We start from the raw sequence: 14,959 nt of genomic DNA on the forward strand, positions 1-14,959 counted from the left end.
GACGATCAGGGCATACATCGGGCTTTCGATGCTGCCGAACACCGGGATGGAGCACAGAACGACCGGCAGGTCGATGCACAGGATCAGCCGCCCCAGTGAAATATGGCGCAGGCGCCGGGCGAGCAGGGAAGCGGCGAGGTCGGTGCCGCCCGTCGTGCCGCCGCGCATAAAAATCAGCGCAAGGCCGGAACCCGCAAGCACGCCCCCAAACACGGAGGCGAGCATCGGGTCGCCGCAGTAGGGCGGCAGCAGGCCTGCGGTCAGGTCGATCGCGAGTGAGGACAGCGCCACCGCCGCGGCGGATTTCGCCATGGCGCGCGCGCCGGCCGCGCGCACGCCCCACACAAACAGCGGGACGTTAACGGCAAGGTTCGTCAGGCCGATCGGCAGGCCGGTGAGCGCGTTCACCAGCACGGCCACGCCGGTCGCGCCGCCCGGCGCGATATTGTTGGGCGCGGTAAAAACGTTCACCGAAACGGCGAACAGTAGGCTGCCGACGGCAAACAGCAGGCCGTCCAGTACGGTTTGCGCAGGCGCTTGGCGTTTCATCAATCGGTCACCCTTTCCATCCCGGATGGGGATAGTGTGCCACACCGGCGGGGATTTTAACAGGGCTTGCAAAATGTGCGCGGGACGCCCTATAAAAAACAAAAAATATGGAAAAACGGTTGACAGGCGTTGTCCGGTATGCTATCCTATTAAAAGCCGCATCAAGCGGGTAGTGGAAGTGTGCCCAGAACTGGGCGCCGCCCGTACGAGCGTGACTCTATTAAAGAAAGAGAGGTGCTACCGAATGTATGCAATCTTAGAGACCGGTGGCAAGCAGTACAAAGTATCCGAAGGCGACGTAATTTTCGTTGAAAAGCTGGGCGTTGAAGACGGCGCGAATGTGACCTTTGATAAGGTCCTCGCAGTTGGCGACGGCGCAGAGCTGAAGGTTGGCGCTCCGTACGTAGAAGGCGCGACTGTTTCCGGTACGGCTGACAAGACCGGCAAGCAGAAGAAGATCAACATCTTCAAGATGAAGCCCAAGAAGGGTTACAGAAGACGCCAGGGTCACAGACAGCCCTACACCAAGGTGACCATCGGCGCGATCCACGCGTAATGGTATGACCAAGGTCGTATTTACCAAGCAGCGCGGCGCGTTCCGATCCGTCAGCGTTACCGGCCACGCCGGGTACGCCGATGAGGGCGAGGACATCGTCTGCGCGGCAATCACAAGCGCGATGCAGCTTACCCATGTGCTGCTCGACGACGTGCTCCTGCTCGATATCGACACCGAGGTCGACCAGGAAGCGACGTTTATCCGCATCGTCCTGCCGGACGGCCTGACGGCCGACGAAGCCCGGGAGGCACAGCACGCCCTGCGTGCGCTGCGGGTGCACTATGGGGAGCTTGAAAAAGAGTATGCGCAATTTATCCATGTAACGGAGGTGCAACACGATGCTTAAGATCAGCTTACAGTTTTTTGCCCATAAAAAGGGCGTTGGTTCTACCAAGAACGGCCGTGATTCCGAGGCGAAGCGCCTGGGCGTAAAGCGTGCGGACGGCCAGACCGTTCCGGCCGGCAACATCCTGGTCCGCCAGCGCGGCACGAAGATCCATCCGGGTACGAACGTTGGTATTGGCTCTGACGATACCCTGTTCGCGAAGGTAACCGGCGTAGTCCGCTATGAGCGCGTCGGCAAGGACCGCAAGAAGGTTTCGGTCTATCCCCAGTAATTGACAAAATCTCAGGCCAACCGGCCTGAGATTTTCTTTTAGCCCCCTTCTGAAAGGAGGAACCCATTTGTTTATTGACGTAGCAAAGATCCGTATCGCGTCCGGTAAGGGCGGGGACGGCAAGGTCAGCTTCCACCGCGAGAAATATGTCGCGGCGGGCGGCCCGGACGGCGGCGACGGCGGCCGCGGCGGCAGCGGGGTTTTCAAGGGGGATGATAATTTGTCCACCCTGCTGGACTTCCTCTATANGCAGACCTCGTGATCCGCGTGCCGCGCGGTACGGTGATCCGTGACCAGGCGACGGGGCAGGTCATCAAGGATCTGTCGGGCGACGAGCCGTTCGTCGTGGCCAAGGGCGGCAACGGCGGCTGGGGTAATACGCATTTCGCCACGCCGACCCGCCAGGCCCCGCGCTTTGCCAAGCCGGGTCAGCCGGGGGTAGAGCGCGAAATCGTGCTGGAACTGAAGCTCCTTGCAGACGTCGGTCTGGTCGGCTTCCCGAACGTCGGCAAGTCGACGCTGCTCAGCATGGTGTCCGCGGCGCGTCCCAAGATCGCGAACTATCACTTTACGACGCTGGTGCCGAACCTCGGCGTGGTGCGCGTCGGCGAGGAGCAGTCCTTCGTCATGGCGGATATCCCGGGCATCATTGAGGGCGCTGCCGGGGGCGCGGGGCTGGGGCACGACTTCCTGCGCCATATCGACCGCTGCCGCCTACTGCTCCACCTGGTGGACGTATCGGGCAGCGAGGGGCGCGACCCGGTGCAGGATGTCGAGACGATCAACGCCGAGCTTGCGGGCTACAGCGAATTCCTGGCGGCGCGTCCGCAGATCATCGTCGCGAATAAGACCGACCTGCTGGGGGACGACCGGGCGCCGGCCGAGCGCCTGCGCGCCTATGCCGCGGAGAAAGGCTTCGATTTCCTGGAGCTTTCCGCGGCGACCAATACCGGCGTGCAGGAGCTGATCCACAAAACATGGGACAGCCTGCAGGAGCTGCCGCCGGTGTTCGTGTACGAGCCTGAGTTCGTGGAGACCGAACCCGAGGTTACGGAGCGCGACATCAAGGTCGAAAAGGTGGAGGATTACTTCGTCATCAGCGGCGCATGGGTGGACAAGCTCATGGGCAGCGTCAATACCGACGACTATGAATCCCGCATGTATATGGACCGCATGCTCAAGAACGCCGGCGTGTACGACCGGCTGGAGGAGCTGGGCGTCAACGAGGGCGATTTTGTCGTCATCGGCGAGATTGAATTCGAATACGTGCGCTGACATGCAAAAAACCGTCCGGACATATCCGGGCGGTTTTTTTATAGCATCCGCAGGTCGTGTACCAGCAGATAGGCGACATAGAAGATTGCAACCCAGAACGCGACCGTGATCGCAAGGTACAGCAGGAAAGGCCCCGCCCGGTGCTGGTCGTTCAGCGCCTGGCCGAGCGCGGCCGGGTCGCCCATGTTGCGCACCGCCTCGGCCTCGGCCTCCGCGTAGGGATAGCCGCGCTGCGCGGTCAGGTAGCAGATGCGGTCTTCAATGTGCCCGGCAAGCTCTGCGCGGATTTTCTTGCGGGAATACGGCCAGCGCACCTGCGCGCAGACGGTATCCAGGAAAAGTTCAGTCTTAGACGGGGCCACAGGCCTCACCCCCGACAACCTTGCCCATCTTCGCACAGAATAGCTGCCATTCCTGCCGCTTGCGGGACAGGGTGCGCACGCCTTGGCGGGTGAGCTTGTAGTATTTGCGCCGCCGGCCGGATTCCGACGCCGACTCATAGGAACGGATTTCCCCTTGGCGCTCCAGGCCGTGCAGGATCGGGTAGAGCGTGCCCTCGCTGAGGGAGAAGGTGTGATCCGAGCGCGTCTCGAGTTCGCGGATCATCTGGTAACCGTATTTGTCCCCGCCCTCCAGCAGGGCGAGCACCAGCAGGGTCATACTGCCTGGGAATTGCTGTTTTTCCTTCATTCAGGATCGCCCCTTTCCGGCATGCCTCGGTTTTCTAGGTATTTTTAGTATACCCCTTGCGCGGGGGGCTGTCAAACCAAAGCGGCCGCCCGCTTAAGGGCGCGGCGGGATAAAATAGTCGCAGGCGCACGCGACCGCGCCTTCCTGCGCCGGGCAGGCGACAAAATCGACGGCGGGCAGCACGTCGGGGTGCGCGTCGCCCGGGCAGGCGGAATGCCCCGCGGTACTGAGGAGCTGCAGATCGTTCAGGTTGTCGCCGATGGCAAGCGTATCGGATAGCGGCACGCCGAGCATGGCGCACAGCTTGCCCAGCGCCGCGCCCTTGTCGATCCCGGCGCGGTAGCAGTCGATATAGTTGTCATGGCTGCGGTGCCAGCGGTAGCGCGGGTCGGGATCGGCGGTGACGATTGGGAGCATGCGTTCCAGCTGCGCGATCGTGCCGTTCATGACGATTTTGCCGTTCGGCTCCGTCAGGACGGACTCGAAATCCGGCACCTCGGTGATTTCGTAGCCGAGCAGGCGCGCCTCGTTGCGCAGGATATCGGTCAGCATCGAGGTATAGAGGCGGCCGTGCTGCGAAATCATAATCGGGACGCCGTAGCCCTTGTACCGGCGGTAGATGTCGCGCAGCGTGGCCACATCCATCACGCCGAGGGCGTCGTCGCGGTCCTGCGCCACGTCGTAAATGCCGCCGCCGCCCGAATGGATGATGTAGCGGGGCGCGTCCCAAAGGGAGAGGCGGTGCAGGGCGGGGCGCACGCCGTCCAGCTCGCGCCCGGTGGCAAAGACCAGCGTCACGCCTGCGTCCCGCAGCCGCGCAAGGCAGGCGCGGTCGCGGGATGTAATGTTTTCACGGTCATAAAACAGGGTGCCGTCCAGGTCGGTGGCAACCAGCGTAATCGGGTTCATAAAAAGCTCCTTTGCAGTTGGACTTGTTCTATTTTAACGCAAATGATGCGATTTGTATACGCATACGGCACAGATACGAAAACTTTACAAAAATTTGCTTGACTTTGCAGGCAGTTTACGGTAGCATCAACCGTGAAAGGTTTTAGATAGGAGTTTGAGGAATGCAGGCTTTTTTTGACTGGCTGCTGGGTGCGGGGCGCGAGGTAGCCGTTTTTATCATTTCCATGGTGCCGCTCGTCGAGCTGCGCGGTGCGGTGCCGCTGGGCACGGCGATCGGGATGCCGTGGGTGCAGGTGCTGCTGATCGCGCTGGCCGGCAATATCCTGCCGATCCCGTTTATCCTGCTGTTTGCGGAAAAACTGCTGGACTGGCTTGCCACGCTGCGGCCGTTCGCAGGCTTTGCCAACTGGTATAAGAACAAGCTGCTCCATAAGACGGACAGGGTCACGCGGTACGCCAATATCGGCCTGTTCCTATTTGTCGCCATCCCGCTGCCCGGCACCGGCGCATGGTCGGGCGCGGCCATCGCGGCGCTGCTCAAGATGCCGGTGCGCAAGGCCTTCTTTTCGATCTCGCTCGGCGTGATTACGGCGGGCATCATTATGACGATCGCGTCGCAAGGCGTGGCGTTGGTTTCCGGCTTGCTTTGACGGCATAAAAAACGTCTCCCAATATTGGGAGACGTTTTTTTATGCACGGGGGCTACGCTTGCGGAAAACCGCCTGCAGGTTGGAAGCGCCCTGGAAGGGCTGGCCGGTCATGAGCCAGCAAAGCGGCTTGATGCTTGCAAGCACGAAAGCCGCAAGCAGCGCGAGCGCGAGCGTCAAGACATAGAATACGCCCTGTTGCCAGACCGCAGTGAAGTGCTGGTCGAGCACATAGGTATGCAGCAGGGTGATGATGCGCGGGTGGGCAAGGTAGACGCAGAAGGACGCGCCGGAGAGCAGCGGCAGCAAGCGCCCGCGGGGCGGTTTGCCGTCCAGGTATTCCCGCGCGAGCAGGAAGACGGCGGCGGACAGCACCACAACGTAAACGGAAAGATAACTTTTAAACTGTTCGGAATATTCCTGCGCGCCCACGCTGCGTTTCCAGGTGCCCGCGATGATCACCGCGAGGTCGGCAAGCGCAATCACCCACAACGCTTTCTTGCTGACCGGGCGACGCAGGGTGGACAGGGCGTAGCCGAGCAGGAAGTAGCCCAGGAAGCCGCCCACCATTGTCAAATTAAAGGAGGCGTTGCCGTTAAGCAGCGGCGCATAGGCGGCGGGCAGCAGTTCGCGTACCGTTTTGACCACGCTGGAGAAAATAAACCACAGCGCGAGCGCGTAGCCAAGCAGCGAGGGGGAGCTTGCGTCCACAAGTTTTTTGAGCAGCGGGGACAGCAGGTAAATCGGGATCAGCGCGTAGATGAACCAATACGGCGTGATCACCGGCGACCCGGCGATGCCGCGCAGCATGCCTTTTGCAGTTTCCGGGCTTGCCTCCCAGACGGCGGCGCAGACCGCGATGAGTGACCATACGACAAACGGTACGAGGATACGGGGGAGGCGGCGCCGCAGCAGGTCGCGCGGGTCGGCCGTTTTGCTGCTGGAAAGCAGCAGCGCGCCGGAAATCATAAAGAAAACCGGTACGGCGATGGTGCATAGCGCGGTCAGCGCGTTGGATACATGCCAAAGCGCCATATGGTCGAATTGCCGCAGGGAAGGCGCGGCGGTATGCAGGTAAACCACGGCCAGCATGGACAGCACGCGCAGGACGTCCAGATATTGCCGCCGTGTCGTAGTTTGTGACATAACAAGCTCCTGTAATCGTATTTTTACGGCTATCGGACGCCGCATACGGCCGTGGATGCGCGCTGGGGGCATGGCCGGCAATGCTATGATAGCATATTTTTGGAAGCCGTGCAATGTGCAATTCATTTTGCAGGGCGACAGGGCAGCTTAAACCTTGTGCCTAAGCGGCAGAGCCCGGGGCGGGCACAAAATAAAAATCAGATATTGTGCGATATAATAGCATTTTTTAATCTTGAATGATGTTCAGGATAGGAAAAAGTTAAGCTAAAACCCCTTGTTATTTGCCTGCGGGTATCGTAGTATGGTATCGAACCAAAGGAACCGGGTTTACAGATTAGGTTAAAATATGGGGAGGTGCGTTATGAAACGGAATTTGTTTATGACGCTGAGTGTTGTCGCGGCTTTGGCCTGCGCGGTGTTGATGGTATTGTTCGTGATTGCGTTAAGGACGATCCCGGACGTGCGGGCAATGGTATTTGCCTGCATCCTGCTTGGCGTCCCCGCGATGACCCTGCTGGCGCTGAGCGTTATCATGCATTACGTCGTACAAGAGTGACTGCGGGGATTGCCGCCCCGGTTTTAACAGGCAGGAAACTGCATAGGGTAATAGGAAAACAGGCGCCCGCCGATTGCGGGGCCTGTTTTCTTTTTGTGCCCGCATGCAGGCCGGTAAAGTGGATACGCTAAACGTAACCGGCGTTGGAGGGGCTACAAAAAGATTTAAGATTTGGCCTGGATTGACAATCTTCGCTGATCGCGTTATAGTGGATATGTATCTTGATTGGCGGTGACGGACATAACGAGGAAAAATATGAAGAAGAAATTTGGCGGCATCCTGCAAGACCGTTTGCTGATCGGCGGCATCCTGCTGATCCTGCAAATGGTGCTTATGGTGCTCTGCATTACATTTTTAAGCTCAAAGTGGTTTGTTCTGTACCGTGTCTTTGAAGTGCTCAGCATAATTATGGTGATCTGGCTCATCCGGAAGTATGACAACCCCGCCTACAAGATCGCGTGGATCATCGTAATCCTGCTGTTCCCACTGTTCGGCGGCATCTTCTACCTGTTCTGGGGCAATACGCCGGTGAACCGTGCGCGCACCATGCATAAGATTGAGAAGCTTGACCCGGATTACACGGATAAGCCGCTGACGCCGGCCACGGAGCGGCTGGAACACGTCATGCCGCACTATGCGCGCCGCGCGCGGTATATTGAATCCATATGCGGCTGCCCGGCCTGGGGCGGTTCCCAGGCGGAGTATTTCCGCTCCGGCGAGGAACAGTTTGCGTCGATGAAGGTCGAGCTTGCCAAGGCGGAACGCTTTATCTTTATGGAGTATTTTATCCTGGAAGAGGGCGAGATGTGGAACACCATCCTGGATATCCTGGTGCAGAAGGTGCAAGAGGGCGTTGACGTCCGGGTCATGTACGACGACGCGGGCTGCATCTCCAAGCTGCCGTGGAAGTATGACGATTACCTGTGCTCGCTCGGCATCCAGACGGTACGGTTCAATAAGTTTATTCCCACCCTGAACACGTACCTCAACAACCGCGACCACCGCAAAATATGCGTTATCGACGGCAACGTCGGCTATATGGGCGGTATTAACCTCGCGGATGAATACATCAACAAGACCGTGCGCTTCGGCTATTGGAAGGATACGGCGGTTCTGGTGCGCGGGGAAGCGGTCGCCAATATGACTGAAATGTTTTTGCAGCTTTGGCAGTTTTCTACCGGCAAATATGTGGGCGACCACGCGGCCTACCTGCCGACGGCGAGCTGGCCGTCGGACAGCTTCGTGCAGCCGTTCGGCGACAGCCCGATGGATAACTTCAATGTCAGCGAAACGGTCTATATGCAGATCGTCAACAACGCGCAGCGCTACGTCTATATCACGACGCCGTATCTGGTGCTCGATAATGAAATGCTCACCGCGCTTACGACGGCCGCGCAGAGCGGCGTAGACGTGCGCATCGTGACGCCCGGTATCCCGGACAAGCCGGCGGTTTACGCGGTCACGCGGTCGTTTTACCAGCAGCTCATCCGCGCGGGCGTAAAGATTTACGAATACCGGCCGGGTTTCATACACGCCAAAATGGTGGTTGCCGACGACGATGTTGCCGTCGTTGGTACGATCAATATGGATTTCCGCAGCTTTTTCCTGCACTTTGAGTGCGGCACCGTGTTTTACAGCGGCAATATCCCGCAGGCGGTGCGCATAGACGTGGAGGACTGCATCGCGCAGAGCCGCGAGATCGACGAGGAGTGGATCCGGCGCATGCCGTGGCCGCTTTCCATCGTCGCATCTATTTTACGGGTGTTTTCACCGCTCCTATAAGGGGAATGCCAAGCCGCCGGGCTGTTTTGTCCGGCGGCTTTCTTTTATTAACGACTGAAATTGACCCCGGCACGGCAGACTTTTTTAGGCCGGGCTGCGTCTAATAAATGATGGACATCGAAAGTGCAGCACAGGAAAAAGAAGGGGGGCATGGCCCTTGAACCGGAAAAGGGATATGGAGGAACTTGTGAGCCGCCATATCGTGGAACAGACGGAGCGGCTCTACCGTCTTGCATACAGCTATGTGAAAAACGAACAGGACGCGATGGATATTGTGCAGGACGCTGCATATAAGCTGCTGAAACACATTGACCGGATCGACAGTCCGGAACATATAGATACTTGGGTTTACCGCGTCACGATCAATACGGCGCTGGATTTTTTGCGGAAGCATAAGCGTACGCAGGTCGGCCTGCCTGAGCAGGAGCAGGGGCTGCCGGACGATTACAGCCGTATTTACGTCGTGGAACTGCTGCAGACGCTCGACGAAAAGAGCAGGGCGGTCGTGGTGTTGCGCTTTTTTGAAGACCGCACATTGCAGCAGATTGCGGACATCCTGCAGGAGAGCCTGAGCACGGTGAAATACAGGCTCTATAAAGGGCTCGGCCAGTTAAAGCAACAGATAGAACAGGAGGATCGCCATGGATCATGCCTATAATAAGATGGAGGAGCTGCGCGAGGCGTACGAAAGCATCCCCGTGCCGCGCGCCTTGTCCGAACAGATGGAGGCGCTGGCGCGCCGGAAGCGCAACAGCCGGCGCGTACTGCAATATTGCAGGCGGGCTGTGGGCAGCGTGGCCGCAGCGGCGCTTGCGCTGGTGGTCGCGGCGAACGCCGGCCCGCAGGTTTCCGCATACCTTGCGGACATCCCGGTGATCGGCGCGTTTACACAGCTTGTGACTTTCCGGGATTTCCGGGAGCAGCAGGGGACGATGGAAGCGAACATCCAGACGCCGCATGCCGTTGGCCTGCAGGACGAGACCCTGCAGGCGCTGCTGAACGGGCGGTTTGACGCGTACGGGGAACAGCTCATTGAGCAATACCGCCAGGACGTCGAGGACACGATGGGCGGGCAGGCGTATATGGGGGTTGATTCCGGCTACAGCCTGATGCTGGAGGACGACCGGCTGCTGTGCGTCAACATCCACACGGTATTGTCCGCGGGCAGTGCGCAGCAAATCGAACGGTACTACGTCGTAGACAAGCAGGCGGGGAAAATCCTATCCCTTGCGGACCTGTTCCAGGAGGATGCGGATTACGTAGGCGTGCTCAGCAAGCTGGTGCAGGGGCAGATGGAAAGGCAGGTGCAGCAGGACAACGAAAAAGCCTACGACGAGGATTTTTCCGAGATCAGCCCCACGCAGCCCTTTTACCTGAACCGGGCGCACGAGCTGGTGCTATCCTTTGATCAATACGAAGTTGCGCCCGGGTACATGGGCGCGGTGACCTTTACCATCCCGACCGGTGAAATCCGCAGCATCCTGAAGGACGGCAGCCCGGTCGGCACAGTGCCGGGTAAAACGGACGGGACACCATAATACAGAGAAACGGTATAAAATCAGGCAAGGCCGCGTCCCCCTGCTTCGCAGGGGGACGCGGCTTTTTTGCGCGCGGCCGGCCGCACCGGACAGGATCGGGGTTCATAGGATGGCATATAGCGTTAGAAAGGAGATGGGACAACATGAACTCATCAAATGACCGGGAAGGCTACGCCGCGGATATGCCAGCTACGCCGCCCGAAGGGGAGGCCGCTGATTACGGGTACAATATGCCGGTAATCCCGCTGCCAAATCCCGGCGAAGGCGGGCCGGTGGATCCCGGAAACAACGGCAATGGCTCCAACGTACCTGTGATCCCGCTGCCGAACCCGGGCGAGGGTGGGCCGGTGGATCCCGGCAACGGCCCCAATTTCCCCGTGATCCCGCTGCCGAACCCGGGCGAAGGCGGGCCGGTGAATCCCGGCAATGGCTCCAACATACCGGTAATCCCGCTGCCGAACCCCGGGGAGGGCGGGCCGGTTGGGCCGATCATCACCGTACCGATCCAGCCGCAGCCGCCGTGCTTTTTCTGCGGCATGGGGCGTACCGGACGGGTACGCTTCCTCAATGCCGGCTATGGATATAACCCGTTCCGCGTCTATATCAATAACCGTATCGTAGTGAACAACCTGGGTTATGCGCAGCTTACGCCCTATGGCCGCGTGTCGGGCGGGTTCCAGACCGTCACGGTGACTGGCCGCAACGGCTATGTATACCTGCAGAAGTCCATGCCCTTCCGTGCGGATGAAGTCTCGACCATTGCAATCATCAACACGGCCAGCGGCCTGGATCTGATCCAGATTTCTGATGTGCCCTGCAATACCCCGTTTAACTATTCCTGCTTCCGCGTAAGCAACCTCGCCTATAATAGCCGGCCGCTCGACGTTATCCTGGCGGACGGCCGCGTGGTTTACAGCGATGTGCGTTTTAAGGAGACCACGGCCTATAAGCGCATCCGGCCGGGTACGTATCAGTTCTACTTGGCGGAAACCGACCTGCGCCCGATGCCGCGCACACAGGATATCGAGACCCTGGACGCCGACGTCGTCCAGTTCGAATCGTCCCGTTCGCTGGCGTCTTCCAGCTTTACGGTGCGCGCCAATTCCAATTATACGATGTATATCCTGAGCCGCGGCAATACGGCGGACGCAGTCCAGGTGATGATCGTCGAGGACCGCCGGTAAAAACCCGTTTTACTAGCCCAGCGCCAAAGCCCCCGGGGATGCCCGGGGGCTTTTTGATATATTCCCACCCCGCGCCGCATAGGATGGGGATGGAGAGGCAATCACGGCAAGGAGGCGCAAATGAAAAGGACCCTTTGGGTGGCCGACCTGTTGCTGCTTACGGTGGCGGTAGGGCTGCTGGCCGCCGGCAAACCGCCTACGGCGGCAGGCCTGCCGGGAGATACGGATATGGCGGCGGGGCAGTTTTTTTGCGAGCTGCCGTTCCCGGCGGAGGCGCTGGGGGCACAGGGCGGTGACGGAAACGGACGGGCTGCCACGCATACGCCCGCGGTATCCCGCGGCGGCCTGATGCGGCGGGATGACGCGATGACCTGCCTGGGCGATTTCCGCGTGACCTATTACTGTACCGGCGCCTGCTGCAACGGCAAATGGAGCGGGCAGACCTCGACCGGCGCGCCGCCGCGGCCATGGCATACCATTGCGGTAGACCCATCGGTCATCCCGCTGGGGTCGCGCGTTTATATAGAGGGCAGCGGGACGTTCGTCGCGGAGGATGTAGGCAGCGCGATCAAGGGCAACCGGGTCGACGTGCTGGTGGGCGGCCATGGGGAGACCGAGGCGCTGGGCGTGGCGCACAAAAAAGTATATCTGGTACCGTGACAAAAGGCCGCGGCGGGCTGGCTCCCGCCGCGGCCTTTCCATGGCCTGTGCGTGACAAAAAAATAACCGGAAAATTGTGAAAAAATTATCAAGAAACAGATTGACAATTAATTAACAAGAGCGTACAATAGAAGCATAAAGAGATTGACAAAACTTTAACAAAATAAATTTCAGGCGCTTTACATTATTGGAGGGAGTACATTGAATATCAACACAGTCACAGTCCTCGGCGCAAACGGCACGATGGGATGCAACATATCGGGTATCTTCGCATCCTTCGGCAATGCAAAGGTCTATATGGTCAGCCGCAGCATGGAAAAGGCGGAGGCCGCGGTCGCCAAGGCGGCGCAGTCCGTAAAGGCGGAAGCCGTCGAAAGCAACCTTATCCCATGCGATTATTCGATGCTGGAAAAATGCGTTGGGGAGTCTGACCTGATTTTTGAAAGCGTTGCAGAGACTTTTGACGCCAAGGAATCCATTATCGCCAAGATTGCGCCCTTTATTAAGAAAAAGACGCTGATCGCCACGGGTACTTCCGGCCTGTCCATTACGCGGCTGGCGGAAATGCTGCCGGAAGAACTGCGCCCGTATTTCTTCGGCATGCACTTTTTTAACCCGCCGTACAGCCTGACGCTGTGCGAGATCATCCCGTCGCTCTATACGGAACACAAGGTCATCGAGTATATCAAGTGCTACGCGGCGCAGACGCTGGTACGCACGGTCGTCGAGATCCGCGACGACGCGGCTTTCCTCGGCAACCGTATCGGCTTCCAGTTCATCAACGAGGCGCTGCAGTATGCCGAGCGGTACAAGGACTCGGGCGGCATCGACTATATCGACGCGATCCTGGGGCAGTTCACAGGCCGCAATATGGCGCCGATCAATACGGCAGACTTCGTCGGTTTGGACGTTTCCAAGGCCGTTGTGGACAATATCTATCAGAATACGGACGATTACGCGCATGAGACATTCATTTTCCCGGAATACTGCTGCCGCCTGGTGCGGGAAGGCAAGCTGGGGCGCAAGACCGGCCAGGGGCTTTACAAGTCCATCAAGCGCGAGGACGGCCGCCGTATCACCTATGTATATGATATCGAGTCCGGCGAGTACCGCGACAAGATGACGTATTCCTTCCCGTTCTCCATCAAAATGATCGAGCACCTGAAAAACGGCGAATACAAGCGGGCGATGGACGTCTTAACCTCCAACCACTCGACGGAGGCGCAGATTTGCCTGTCCTTCCTGATCAAATATGTGCTGTATTCCATTACGGCGGCGAAGCTGGTTTCCGACAGCGCGCACGCGGCGGATCACGTCATGGCCGCCGGCTTTGGCTGGGCGCCCCCGCTCTCCATTATTGATGCGCTCGGCGGCAAATACGTATTTATGAAACTTGCAAAGGAACGCCTGGACCCCGCGCTGATTGCCAAAATCAACGTCGAGGAGACGATGGCCGGCATCCCGGCCGCGTCCACATACGATTTCCGCAGATACTTCAAGGGCAAGAAGTAAGGGGAGGAGAACGACAGTTATGAATACAAATAAAGTTTATGTTTTGGGCGGCGCGCAGACGGATTTTGAGCGCAACTGGAGCAAAGAGGGCAAAAACGTCATCGCGCTGCTGCGCGAGGTCATCTCCGACGGCTGCTATGACGCCAGCCTGACCTATGCGCAGATCGAGCAGCTTAATAAGGAAAACCGCATCGGTTTTTTTGTGGGCAACTTCATCGCGGAATTGTATGCTAACCAGGGGCATCTGGGCGCGTTGCTGACCGAAGTCCATCCGGCGTTTTACGGCGTTCCCTCTGCGCGCTATGAGGCAGCCTGTGCTTCCGGTTCGGTCGCGCTCGACGCGGCGATTACCAAGATCCGCAGCGGTGATTATGACGTTGCCATCGTGGTCGGCTGGGAAATGATGAAGACGGTCAGTTCCAAGGTCGGCGGCGATTACCTGGGGCGCGCGGCTTATTACGATAAGGAAGGCAAGGGCATTGACTTCCCATTCCCCAAGCTGTTCGGCCGCCTGGCGGACGCGTATATCGACCGCTACGGCGAGGAGGACCGCTACATGTCCGCCCTGGCCTCGATTGCGGAAATCAACTATGAAAACGCCAAGCGCAACCCGAACGCGCAGACCCGTAAGTGGTTTATGAGCCGCGAACAGGCTAACATGCGCGACACCGAAACCAATATGCTGGTCGGCGGCAAGCTAGCCGTGTCCGACTGCTCGCAGGTTACGGACGGGGCGGCAATGGTCGTCCTCTGCTCCGAAAAGTACAAGGAGGAGAGCGGGCTGAAGGGCCCGACGCCGGTCGTCAAAGGCTTTGGCCACCGCGTGGCGCCGATGCAGTTCTCCAAGAAGCTGGAGGAGAGCCGCGACATGGATTATATCCTGCCGTGGACGCGCCAGACCGTCGTGGACGCGTACTGCCGCGCCGGCGTCACGGTCAACGATATCGATTTCTTTGAGACGCACGACTGCTTTACTTCCAGCGAGTACGCCGCGATTTCCGCGTTCGGCATTACGGAGCCGGGCAAGGAGTATGAGGCGGTCGAAGACGGCGTGATTGCGTTCGACGGCACAAAGCCGATTAACCCTTCCGGCGGCCTGATCGGCTGCGGGCATCCCGTCGGCGCGTCGGGCGTGCGGATGTTCCTCGACCTGTATAAGCAGATCGCCCATAAGGCGGGGGATTACCAACTGATCAAGGCCGATACGGGCTGCATGCTCAATATCGGCGGTTCCGCGACGACAAACTATGTTTTTGTCATGGGTCGCGAATAATCCAGCCCACTACTTTTCTTCTCACAATTTCCAAATAGGGGAAAGGCCCGCGGCAAATCCATGCC

General features: G+C 58.9%; 17 protein-coding genes and 1 pseudogene. 13 read left to right on the forward strand and 5 right to left on the reverse strand.

The genetic code is table 11. The features are described from left to right. Positions 1-549, reverse strand: a 549-nt coding sequence (locus CZ203_RS08275; RefSeq protein WP_143436198.1) for a YitT family protein, incomplete at its 3' end; no start/stop codon positions are given. Between the two features lie 244 nt (positions 550-793). Here CZ203_RS08275 and rplU point away from each other — a divergent pair. From rplU to obgE, 4 genes and pseudogenes are all read left to right on the forward strand, one after another. Next, the gene (rplU, locus tag CZ203_RS08280) at positions 794-1,105 is read left to right on the forward strand and encodes a 50S ribosomal protein L21 (protein WP_087065650.1); all 312 of its coding nucleotides are present in this window, start codon (positions 794-796) and stop codon (positions 1,103-1,105) included. Positions 1,106-1,109: 4 nt separating this feature from the next. Beyond that, positions 1,110-1,451, forward strand: coding sequence for a ribosomal-processing cysteine protease Prp (locus tag CZ203_RS08285; RefSeq protein ID WP_087065651.1), 342 nt, complete (start codon positions 1,110-1,112; stop codon positions 1,449-1,451). Beyond that, positions 1,444-1,722, forward strand: a complete 279-nt coding sequence (gene rpmA / locus CZ203_RS08290) for a 50S ribosomal protein L27 (protein WP_087065652.1) — start codon at positions 1,444-1,446, stop codon at positions 1,720-1,722. The genes CZ203_RS08285 and rpmA overlap by 8 nt, the downstream gene beginning before the upstream one ends. A 67-nt stretch (positions 1,723-1,789) precedes the next feature. After that, positions 1,790-2,997: pseudogene (gene obgE / locus CZ203_RS08295) on the forward strand (GTPase ObgE). A gap of 38 nt (positions 2,998-3,035) precedes the next feature. Here the strand turns inward: obgE and CZ203_RS08300 are convergent. From CZ203_RS08300 to CZ203_RS08310, 3 genes are all read right to left on the reverse strand, one after another. Further along, positions 3,036-3,359 carry a permease prefix domain 1-containing protein gene (locus CZ203_RS08300; RefSeq protein ID WP_087065653.1) on the reverse strand — a complete coding sequence of 108 codons (324 nt, stop codon included), beginning with the start codon at positions 3,357-3,359 and terminating at the stop codon, positions 3,036-3,038. Then, positions 3,346-3,687, reverse strand: coding sequence for a PadR family transcriptional regulator (locus CZ203_RS08305; RefSeq protein WP_087065654.1), 342 nt, complete (start codon positions 3,685-3,687; stop codon positions 3,346-3,348). The genes CZ203_RS08300 and CZ203_RS08305 overlap by 14 nt, the downstream gene beginning before the upstream one ends. A gap of 93 nt (positions 3,688-3,780) precedes the next feature. Next, complete coding sequence (locus CZ203_RS08310) at positions 3,781-4,596, reverse strand: HAD hydrolase family protein (protein WP_087065655.1); 816 nt, start codon at positions 4,594-4,596, stop codon at positions 3,781-3,783. A gap of 161 nt (positions 4,597-4,757) precedes the next feature. Between CZ203_RS08310 and CZ203_RS08315 the strand changes: the two genes are divergently transcribed. Continuing rightward, entirely contained in the window at positions 4,758-5,246 is a 489-nt protein-coding gene (locus CZ203_RS08315; protein WP_087065656.1) for a COG2426 family protein, read from the forward strand. Between the two features lie 39 nt (positions 5,247-5,285). On the opposite strand, the gene CZ203_RS08320 is transcribed toward CZ203_RS08315, so the two are convergent. Next, positions 5,286-6,389: an acyltransferase gene (locus CZ203_RS08320; protein WP_159456432.1), complete on the reverse strand. Its 1,104-nt coding sequence runs from the start codon at positions 6,387-6,389 to the stop codon at positions 5,286-5,288. 361 nt (positions 6,390-6,750) lie between these two features. Here CZ203_RS08320 and CZ203_RS08325 point away from each other — a divergent pair, with 361 nt between their 5' ends. The 8 genes from CZ203_RS08325 to CZ203_RS08360 all read left to right on the forward strand — a co-directional run bounded on the left by CZ203_RS08325 (position 6,751) and on the right by CZ203_RS08360 (position 14,894). Next, positions 6,751-6,945, forward strand: coding sequence for a hypothetical protein (locus CZ203_RS08325; protein ID WP_087065658.1), 195 nt, complete (start codon positions 6,751-6,753; stop codon positions 6,943-6,945). Between the two features lie 255 nt (positions 6,946-7,200). Then, complete coding sequence (cls, locus tag CZ203_RS08330; protein ID WP_087065659.1) at positions 7,201-8,727, forward strand: cardiolipin synthase; 1,527 nt, start codon at positions 7,201-7,203, stop codon at positions 8,725-8,727. A 157-nt stretch (positions 8,728-8,884) separates the two neighbouring features. After that, complete coding sequence (locus CZ203_RS08335) at positions 8,885-9,385, forward strand: RNA polymerase sigma factor (RefSeq protein ID WP_087065660.1); 501 nt, start codon at positions 8,885-8,887, stop codon at positions 9,383-9,385. Continuing rightward, positions 9,369-10,265, forward strand: a complete 897-nt coding sequence (locus CZ203_RS08340) for an RsiV family protein (protein ID WP_087065661.1) — start codon at positions 9,369-9,371, stop codon at positions 10,263-10,265. The genes CZ203_RS08335 and CZ203_RS08340 overlap by 17 nt, the downstream gene beginning before the upstream one ends. 143 nt (positions 10,266-10,408) lie before the next feature. Next, entirely contained in the window at positions 10,409-11,449 is a 1,041-nt protein-coding gene (locus tag CZ203_RS08345; protein ID WP_235847487.1) for a DUF4397 domain-containing protein, read from the forward strand. A gap of 120 nt (positions 11,450-11,569) precedes the next feature. Continuing rightward, entirely contained in the window at positions 11,570-12,109 is a 540-nt protein-coding gene (locus CZ203_RS15370) for a 3D domain-containing protein (protein WP_200809460.1), read from the forward strand. Between the two features lie 201 nt (positions 12,110-12,310). After that, positions 12,311-13,621, forward strand: coding sequence for a 3-hydroxyacyl-CoA dehydrogenase family protein (locus tag CZ203_RS08355; RefSeq protein ID WP_087065662.1), 1,311 nt, complete (start codon positions 12,311-12,313; stop codon positions 13,619-13,621). 19 nt (positions 13,622-13,640) lie between these two features. Next, positions 13,641-14,894, forward strand: a complete 1,254-nt coding sequence (locus CZ203_RS08360; protein ID WP_087065663.1) for an acetyl-CoA acetyltransferase — start codon at positions 13,641-13,643, stop codon at positions 14,892-14,894. The last annotated feature ends 65 nt before the right edge of the window (positions 14,895-14,959 follow it).

This window comes from Intestinibacillus massiliensis, assembly GCF_900155735.1.
Taxonomy (GTDB): domain Bacteria; phylum Bacillota; class Clostridia; order Oscillospirales; family Butyricicoccaceae; genus Intestinibacillus; species Intestinibacillus massiliensis.

Bases quoted from the DNA above. Each gene is read 5' to 3' on its own strand.
- rplU (WP_087065650.1), top strand. From the start codon at position 794: ATGTATGCAATCTTAGAGACCGGTGGCAAGCAGTACAAAGTATCCGAA.
- CZ203_RS08285 (WP_087065651.1), top strand. From the start codon at position 1,110: ATGACCAAGGTCGTATTTACCAAGCAGCGCGGCGCGTTCCGATCCGTC.
- rpmA (WP_087065652.1), top strand. From the start codon at position 1,444: ATGCTTAAGATCAGCTTACAGTTTTTTGCCCATAAAAAGGGCGTTGGT.
- CZ203_RS08305 (WP_087065654.1), bottom strand. From the start codon at position 3,687: ATGAAGGAAAAACAGCAATTCCCAGGCAGTATGACCCTGCTGGTGCTC.
- CZ203_RS08310 (WP_087065655.1), bottom strand. From the start codon at position 4,596: ATGAACCCGATTACGCTGGTTGCCACCGACCTGGACGGCACCCTGTTT.
- CZ203_RS08315 (WP_087065656.1), top strand. From the start codon at position 4,758: ATGCAGGCTTTTTTTGACTGGCTGCTGGGTGCGGGGCGCGAGGTAGCC.
- CZ203_RS08320 (WP_159456432.1), bottom strand. From the start codon at position 6,389: ATGTCACAAACTACGACACGGCGGCAATATCTGGACGTCCTGCGCGTG.
- CZ203_RS08325 (WP_087065658.1), top strand. From the start codon at position 6,751: ATGAAACGGAATTTGTTTATGACGCTGAGTGTTGTCGCGGCTTTGGCC.
- cls (WP_087065659.1), top strand. From the start codon at position 7,201: ATGAAGAAGAAATTTGGCGGCATCCTGCAAGACCGTTTGCTGATCGGC.
- CZ203_RS08340 (WP_087065661.1), top strand. From the start codon at position 9,369: ATGGATCATGCCTATAATAAGATGGAGGAGCTGCGCGAGGCGTACGAA.
- CZ203_RS08345 (WP_235847487.1), top strand. From the start codon at position 10,409: ATGAACTCATCAAATGACCGGGAAGGCTACGCCGCGGATATGCCAGCT.
- CZ203_RS15370 (WP_200809460.1), top strand. From the start codon at position 11,570: ATGAAAAGGACCCTTTGGGTGGCCGACCTGTTGCTGCTTACGGTGGCG.
- CZ203_RS08360 (WP_087065663.1), top strand. From the start codon at position 13,641: ATGAATACAAATAAAGTTTATGTTTTGGGCGGCGCGCAGACGGATTTT.